The 6,728-nt window shown below is 49.9% G+C and carries 6 protein-coding genes and 3 pseudogenes; all 9 read left to right on the top strand.

Translation table 11 applies throughout. The features are described 5' to 3' along the window. Positions 1-1,052 (top strand): annotated as a pseudogene (locus BLS87_RS35455) (DUF637 domain-containing protein); the annotation flags it as partial. 116 nt (positions 1,053-1,168) lie between these two features. Next, on the top strand, positions 1,169-2,026 hold the full coding sequence (locus BLS87_RS33070) for a VENN motif pre-toxin domain-containing protein (protein ID WP_143024554.1): 858 nt from the start codon (positions 1,169-1,171) through the stop codon (positions 2,024-2,026). A gap of 12 nt (positions 2,027-2,038) precedes the next feature. Continuing rightward, positions 2,039-2,818 (top strand): Imm49 family immunity protein, encoded by a 780-nt coding sequence (locus BLS87_RS33065; RefSeq protein WP_074759383.1) that lies wholly within the window; start codon positions 2,039-2,041, stop codon positions 2,816-2,818. A 250-nt stretch (positions 2,819-3,068) separates the two neighbouring features. Continuing rightward, the gene (locus BLS87_RS33060; RefSeq protein ID WP_083370829.1) at positions 3,069-3,854 is read left to right on the top strand and encodes an Imm49 family immunity protein; all 786 of its coding nucleotides are present in this window, start codon (positions 3,069-3,071) and stop codon (positions 3,852-3,854) included. An 81-nt stretch (positions 3,855-3,935) separates the two neighbouring features. Beyond that, complete coding sequence (locus BLS87_RS33055; protein ID WP_143024553.1) at positions 3,936-4,193, top strand: hypothetical protein; 258 nt, start codon at positions 3,936-3,938, stop codon at positions 4,191-4,193. A gap of 10 nt (positions 4,194-4,203) precedes the next feature. Next, a pseudogene (locus BLS87_RS34055) lies at positions 4,204-4,768 on the top strand (toxin C-terminal domain-containing protein); the annotation flags it as partial. 986 nt (positions 4,769-5,754) lie between these two features. Then, positions 5,755-5,964: a hypothetical protein gene (locus tag BLS87_RS34050; protein WP_143024552.1), complete on the top strand. Its 210-nt coding sequence runs from the start codon at positions 5,755-5,757 to the stop codon at positions 5,962-5,964. Then, a complete protein-coding gene (locus BLS87_RS33045) occupies positions 5,964-6,440 on the top strand; it encodes a lytic transglycosylase (RefSeq protein WP_074759380.1) in 477 nt (158 codons plus the stop codon). The genes BLS87_RS34050 and BLS87_RS33045 overlap by 1 nt, the downstream gene beginning before the upstream one ends. 28 nt (positions 6,441-6,468) lie before the next feature. Beyond that, positions 6,469-6,728: pseudogene (locus BLS87_RS33040) on the top strand (hemagglutinin repeat-containing protein); the annotation flags it as partial.

Raw genomic sequence — 6,728 nt, 5'->3', positions numbered from 1 at the left:
CAGCGCAGGACAGTGATTACTCGCTGTACGACAAGAAAAGCAAAGGCTCTTTTGGTAGCAAGAAAACCAAGCGCGATGAGGTGACGCAGGTCACCAACATCGGCAGCGAGATCACCTCCGGCGGCAACATGATGCTGGTCAGTGGCGGGGATCAGCACTATCAGGTGGCCAAGCTCAACAGCGGTAATGATCTCACGCTCAACAGCGGCGGTAGCATCCTGTTTGAAGGCGTTAAAGACCTGCATCAGGAGAGCCATGAGAAGAGCAAAAGCGACTTGGCTTGGAATTCCATGTCGGGCAAGGGCAGTACCGATGAGACCTTGCGCCAAAGCGAGCTGATCGCAAAAGGCAATCTGGCGATCAAGGCGGTGGATGGCCTGCACATTGATGTGAAGCAGGTGAGCCAGCAGACCGTCAGCGAAGCCATTGATGCCATGGTCAAGGCAGACCCTAGCCTTGTCTGGCTGAAGGATGCCGAGAAGCGCGGTGACGTGGATTGGCAGCTGATCAAAGAGGCGCACGATTCGTACAAGTACAGCCACTCCGGCTTGGGTCAGGGGCAATGATTGGCAATCATCATAATCGTGACCGTGTTGACTGCTGGCACGGGCACGGCTGCAACGATCGGTACGGCCGCAGGAAGTGCTGCCTCCACAGCGGCAACGACCGCAGGACTTGGCGCATACGCCGCAACCATTTCCAGTGCTGCGAGCGCCGCAGCTGTTGCTAGTTTTTCTGCGGCGGTTTCGCAGGCAGCAGTCAGCGTCGTTAATAACAAAGGGAACATCGGCGCTGTGTTTAAGGACGTGACTTCTGCCGAGAGCATGAAGAGGTATCTGGTAACAGGACTGGCAGCTGGATTTGCAGCCGGGGTGCTGGATAAGGCTTTCGGTGTGGCGCCAGAAGATGCAGCCAAGGCGACGCATGGCTTCGATCTTGGAAAGACAGCTGATTTGATCAAATTCGGTGAATACACCTTCGCTCAGAACGGTTTCAGCGCAGTTGCCAATACCGCTAATAACGGAGGAAGCCTCAAGGACAACGTTGCACAATCGGCGATTAGTTCCGGAGTCGATGTCATGTCCGCCGGAATTTACAACCGCTGGGCACTCAGTTGGAGTTCTCGGGGCTGCCCGGAAAAATGGGGGGGCACGCACTGGTCGGCGGATTGATCGCCGAACTTGCAGGTGGAGATTTCCGAACTGGCGCTTTGGCTGCCGGTGCGAACGAAGCCTTCGTGGCGTCCGTGGGCGACAAGATATTCAGCAACGGTATGCACGATCAGCTGTTGGCGATGACCTCGCAACTGATCGGATTGACGGTTGCAGCCGCTGCTGGCGGCAACGACAAGGATCAGGCTATTGCGGGATGGGTTGCGTCGCAAGCAACAAAGTTCAATTACCTCGAACACGAAGAGAGAGTCGCCTTTGCCAAAGCAATGGGCGGTTGTGGGACTGATGACGAGTGCTCACGCGAGAAATGGGAACAGGGAAAGTTTGACGAAGACAGTACAGGCAATATGGAGTATGCGAAGGATATTGCAGACTCTCAACGAGCCAAAATGGCGAGAGATCGCATCATGGATGATTTGGATACATTGGTTGCGATAACCGACTTGACTGACACTGAGAAGAGCCTTGCACAAAATATTACGAATGGCTTGGACACCAAGGGCACATTGACCGAGGAGCTTGTAGAATCAGTTGCTGCGCGGCAAGGGCTTCAGCCGTTGGATGGAGGTAAGTATGGAGGCAATAATGGTTTTGACCATGTTTACCTTAACAAGGATGGTCAGATCGTGATTCTGGAATCGAAGCAACTCAATGGTGGTTTTGCATTGACTCAAGGAGCTGATTGGGTGGTTCAGATGTCTAATGCATGGGTATCGAAGGTGCTCGAATCTTTGGATAGATCATCGAAAGCATATGCAGCAGTACTGGAAAGTGTCGACAAAGGCACCCTGATCAAAGGTGTAGCTGGTGTAGATAGGAAAACTGGGAAATTAGTCATCGCTCGTTTGAAGTGATTTGGAGCAGTCATGCTGGATACCAAAGAGTCGTTAATCAGGTTGGATCACATAAAATCACATCTGGATGGAGGGTTTGATATTCAGCGGTGTGTTAATTACATTGAAACCGGGACGGGCGACGCAGCGGGGTGTGCAAGTACTTTATCTCGCCATTCGTACGCGAAAGGCATGCAGGCGTGGTTTGAGTTGGGTGACCTTAATGCTGCAAAAAATTGGTTTTACAATTGGGGGTTGCTCACTAAGTATGAATTTGAACTGAGAAGTGACAAAATGAGCCTGCTTCACAAGGTGCTTCAGTTTTCAAAGATTTTAGTCTCTGATAATGATAAATTAACTAAATGGTTTTGTGGGTTTTCTGAGATCCGTGACGCAAAGCGAATTGAATCTGTCACAACTCCGGACTTTACGGCGTACCAGATAATATTGTCGGTGAAAGGGGACTTTGAGTCTGTTGTTTCACGGTGTGAACGTGTGGATAACAATCCACCGAAAGGCGATGCTAAAAGATACCTATCAGACAACCTTTTTTTTAAATCGCTGGCGGATGGTAATAAAGCCGGTATGGAGGAAGTCATCGCCGAGCTGGTCTCTCCAAAAATGATAAAAGCCAGAGCCGCGCATGAGAGCGGGTACTCACAAGGCCTGATTTCTACATTTGCGGTATTGTACTCGAAGATTGCCGCACTGCATGGTTTCAAGCTTGACGTACAATCACCCTACATTCCAGCTGCATGGATACCTATTGCTCCGCTGCCCTTTTACAGTCCGGAATACGATTTTCTGAAATGACACATGACAGATTTTGAAAGGGGTAAATATGGTAGTAACGACGGTTTCGACCGCGTGTTTCAAGGAGCTGATGGATATGTTCAAATGTCGGATGATTGGATCGATAGAGTCTTAGATTGATTGGATAAAAACTCTCCAGCATTCAAAGCTGTGAGCGAAGCTAGGGTGAACGGGACGCTAGTGAAAGGGGTGGCCGGCGTTGATCGTGACAAAGGTACTTTGATAATTGCACATATTGAATGAGGTGTGTATGGATAAAAACTACGAAAAGAAGGCTGTAGCACGCTTGGAACATATCCGTTCTCATTTGGAGGACGGTTTTGATCTGGATCGAATAGTCGAACTAGTAACTACAGGCCAAGGTGATGTAAAAGCATGCGCGAGTCGTTTGTCATCGCATGCGTTAGCAAAAGCTATGTGGGAATGGTTTGACAATAAAAATTTGCAAGCTTTTAAGTCGTGGTGTTACGTGGCAGGGATGCTTCGTAAATATGTTTACGATCTGAAAACCGATACGTCTGGCCCTTTAGGGAAAATGCTGCAGATGCTGACACCATTGATGTCAGATAATACACAACTGATTGATTGGTTTTGTAAAGAAACTGATAGTTGTTTCGATATGAAGCGAGTTTCAAACTGTGCGACTATAGATCACTTTGCGTATCTAGCTATACTCGCTATCCGTGGAGACTGGTCGATACTGCAGGGGCGTTGTGAAGCCATAGTTTCAAATCCAGCAGCTGCGGTAGAAAAATTTTTGCCAGATGTACAGTTCTACTTAGAACTCGCTCGAAAAGATGAAGTTGGGATGGCAGGAGCTCTTGATGTGATCGCGTCTTCAAAGCGAGTTTCAGGAAGATCGAACTATGAGAGCGGTTTTACTGACGGCCTCATTTCTTCCTTTGCAGTGATGTATTCCAAAATCGCTTGGCGGCATGGATTTAGCTTGAAGATAGAGTCGGTCTACATTCCTGCAGAATGGCTGCCTGTTGCACCGCTATCAAGTTATGATTCAAAGTATGCTTTCTTACAATAGCGCATTGTAGGTGCGAAAAACTGGATTCTTAATTCTTCACGTCGCCGACTATGACTGGGTGTGGCAATAATTAATGTTAAAATGGGTGATGCCTTGAAGGTTGATAGTGTTTTTCATTACTCTCCGGTAACTAAAGATTTTGCAGTGTTGCCGCCTGAAGAGTTGAAAGACTTTTTTTCATATTTTATTGATAATCTTCCATATTGTTTGGATTATTTGATTCAAGAGATCGTCTATGCGTTTCGCGCGTCAATTGATCTGGTAATGCTTGCGCTGGAAACCGCTCATGACTGGGCGAACTGCTCGGCAGGAATCTGCCTGATAGGTACCGGCGAATAGCTGTAGACCCGGCTACGGCCAGACCACAGGCAGCACGAACTGGGTCGGCAACCAGACCTCGATCACCGCCAAAGACCAACTCGACATCCGCACTGAGCAACACACCCAGCTCGATGGTGCTGTGCTCGCCTCGGACACGGGCAATCTCAAGCTCGATACTGGCACCTTTGGTTTCAGCGACATCGGAGGCAGCGACAAGGAGCACGGTTACTACTTGAACGTGGGTGGCACCTATGGCTGGGGCGCCAGCGGCACCGCCACTCAGGATGCCAGCCAGCCAGGCGGGCAAGGGCAAGGAAGGCGAAAGCGGCTGGAACGTCTCGGGTTACGACTACAACAAGGATCGTGAGCAGGTTGTGCGCGCCACGGTGGGCGCGGGCGATATCACCGTGCGTGACGATGCCAAGACAGGGGGTGATTCAACGGCGGGCCTCAACCGCGACGTGAGCAAGGCGTACGAGATCACACGAGACGACGAGCATCGGACTGACCTGTATGTGTCGAGTTCGTCGATTGATCTGGTGACCCATCCGCTGCAAACCCTAAAGCGTTGGAAAGATGCTGCGTTAAATTTTGATCAAGTGATTAAAAGCCGCATAGAAGAGGTCACGACATCTGCTGATAGGTTATGGGGCGAGATTCAAGCTCAGCGCGTCACTATTGATGAGATCCCAGAAGCGTCACGCAATGTGTTGGGAGATCAACGTGCGCTGGATATGGGCAAAAACCTCGTACGTGCAGGGCTTGATCCGGTCTTATTGGACACTCTGCCTTCCACCTTCAAGACGGATCTCAATGATTGGGCGAACTGCGCGGCTGGCACCTGTCCTGTAACAACGAATAGTGGTGGTCAGCTAAACGAAGCAGATCCGTTATCGGGAACGGCGATTACACTTGATCCGACCGTGACCCAAAGCGTCACGCCCTACATGGCATTGTTCCTGACTCGAACAAGCGACCTGATTCAGGAGATCAACAAGCTCCCGGTGCAGGAAGCTCAGGTCGCAATGCTCGCCATGCAAGCAGCCATGGGGCCGGCCAAAGCTGCGCTGAGTATCACGCTGAATGCTTTGGCGCATGCTGCTTTCGGCGAGCAATACGAAAAACTCAAGGAAGAGCTAGCGATCACGTTGACGGCCGAGCTGACGGAATCAGAGCGTAAACAGATACAAGATGCGCATGATGACGCCAAGCGACTGTACGCAAGTTCTGACCACAGTGTTTTCCAACTGGATGGTGACTCTCAGGTTGTCGCGACTGAGTTTCTGATTGACCTTGTGGGTGGAGGGCTGCGGTCGCTGGGAGGGAAGGCTACTGGGAAGGTGATTACTGTTGCAGGCGAAAAAGTACAGTCAGGCTCGCTCAAGCCCGAATGGCTGCGCCGTCTACAGGCCGGGAACGATTTTAATAAAGTGAGGGAGAAAGAATATCCTTATAATGAGCTTTATATCCAGCGAGCGGATGGCAAAGGTTATTATCGGGTTGTTCGTACAGTCCTGAATCTGGTGAGATTGTTTCGCGGAAGTATACATAGCTTTCAGAGGTTTCTAAGGCGACAGCTATGAAGTACATCAGTGAAGCTGTTTCCAAATATCCGCCAGGTGCTACAATAGCCAAGGTTCCGTCCAGTAAATCGTTAGGAGGCGAGCAGCTCCATGGTACTTTGATACTAGAAATACCTCCGCAGATAGGAGGTGTACCAAAAGCGGTTCTGGATGCTGCCAATAAGGCTGGTGTTATTCTTCGTGATTCGAATGGTAGGATCTACTGATGAGTGAACTTATTAGATATTGTAAAAAATGGTTCATTATGAAAAAAATCGCCATCGACCCTTTGTCTGAGGCACAAGCATTAGAAATGCATGTTTCCGGTGGGTCATATACGGCTCTCGTTGAGGGAGGGGACTATCCTGCATGTTTTATTGAGTGCTTGTTGGATACAAAAATGATAGGTGTTGGTTTTCTAGATGTCAGAGGTCGAGAATATTTGACATATCAATTCAGGATTTTATCTGAAACTCAGCTATTTCTAAGCATGGCGACTTATCGAGAGTTTGATGGGGAAGGCGATCGTGTGCTTTCGGGAGACAGTTATATTTTTAAGGAAAATGGGGAGCTCTATATTCGACATAGTCATATGAGTCCTCACGCGCTTGAGGAGGCCCAGTCGACCTTTGATCCAGCAGGCAATTACGAAGCTTTTCCAGCGTTTGGTGATTACTCGAGCTTGACCAAAGTCGAGAGATAACCGGCGAACAAAAAGCCAAGTAAGGAGGGCTCAGCAGGTCGCAGCGCTGACCCACGACATCGTCTGGCTCGAAGAGCACGAAGTGAATGGCGAAAAAGTGCTGGTACCGGTGCTGTATCTGGCCCAGGCCGACAACCGCCTCGCACCTAACGGCGCACTGATTGCCGGCAAAGACGTCACCCTTATCGCCGGCCAAAACCTCGACAACGTCGGCACCCTGAAAGCCACCAACAACCTGTCCGCCGTCGCTGGCAATGACCTGGTGAACAGCGGGCTGGTCTCGGCGGG

The organism is Pseudomonas abietaniphila, assembly GCF_900100795.1.
Classification (GTDB): Bacteria; Pseudomonadota; Gammaproteobacteria; order Pseudomonadales; family Pseudomonadaceae; genus Aquipseudomonas; species Aquipseudomonas abietaniphila.
Note: the sequence above shows the minus strand (reverse complement) of the source record. Positions and strands in the feature narration are given on the sequence as shown.

Coding starts and splice junctions, on each gene's coding strand:
- BLS87_RS33065 (WP_074759383.1), top strand. CDS start 2,039: ATGCTGGATACCAAAGAGTCGTTAATCAGGTTGGATCACATAAAATCA.
- BLS87_RS33060 (WP_083370829.1), top strand. CDS start 3,069: ATGGATAAAAACTACGAAAAGAAGGCTGTAGCACGCTTGGAACATATC.
- BLS87_RS33055 (WP_143024553.1), top strand. CDS start 3,936: ATGGGTGATGCCTTGAAGGTTGATAGTGTTTTTCATTACTCTCCGGTA.
- BLS87_RS34050 (WP_143024552.1), top strand. CDS start 5,755: ATGAAGTACATCAGTGAAGCTGTTTCCAAATATCCGCCAGGTGCTACA.
- BLS87_RS33045 (WP_074759380.1), top strand. CDS start 5,964: ATGAGTGAACTTATTAGATATTGTAAAAAATGGTTCATTATGAAAAAA.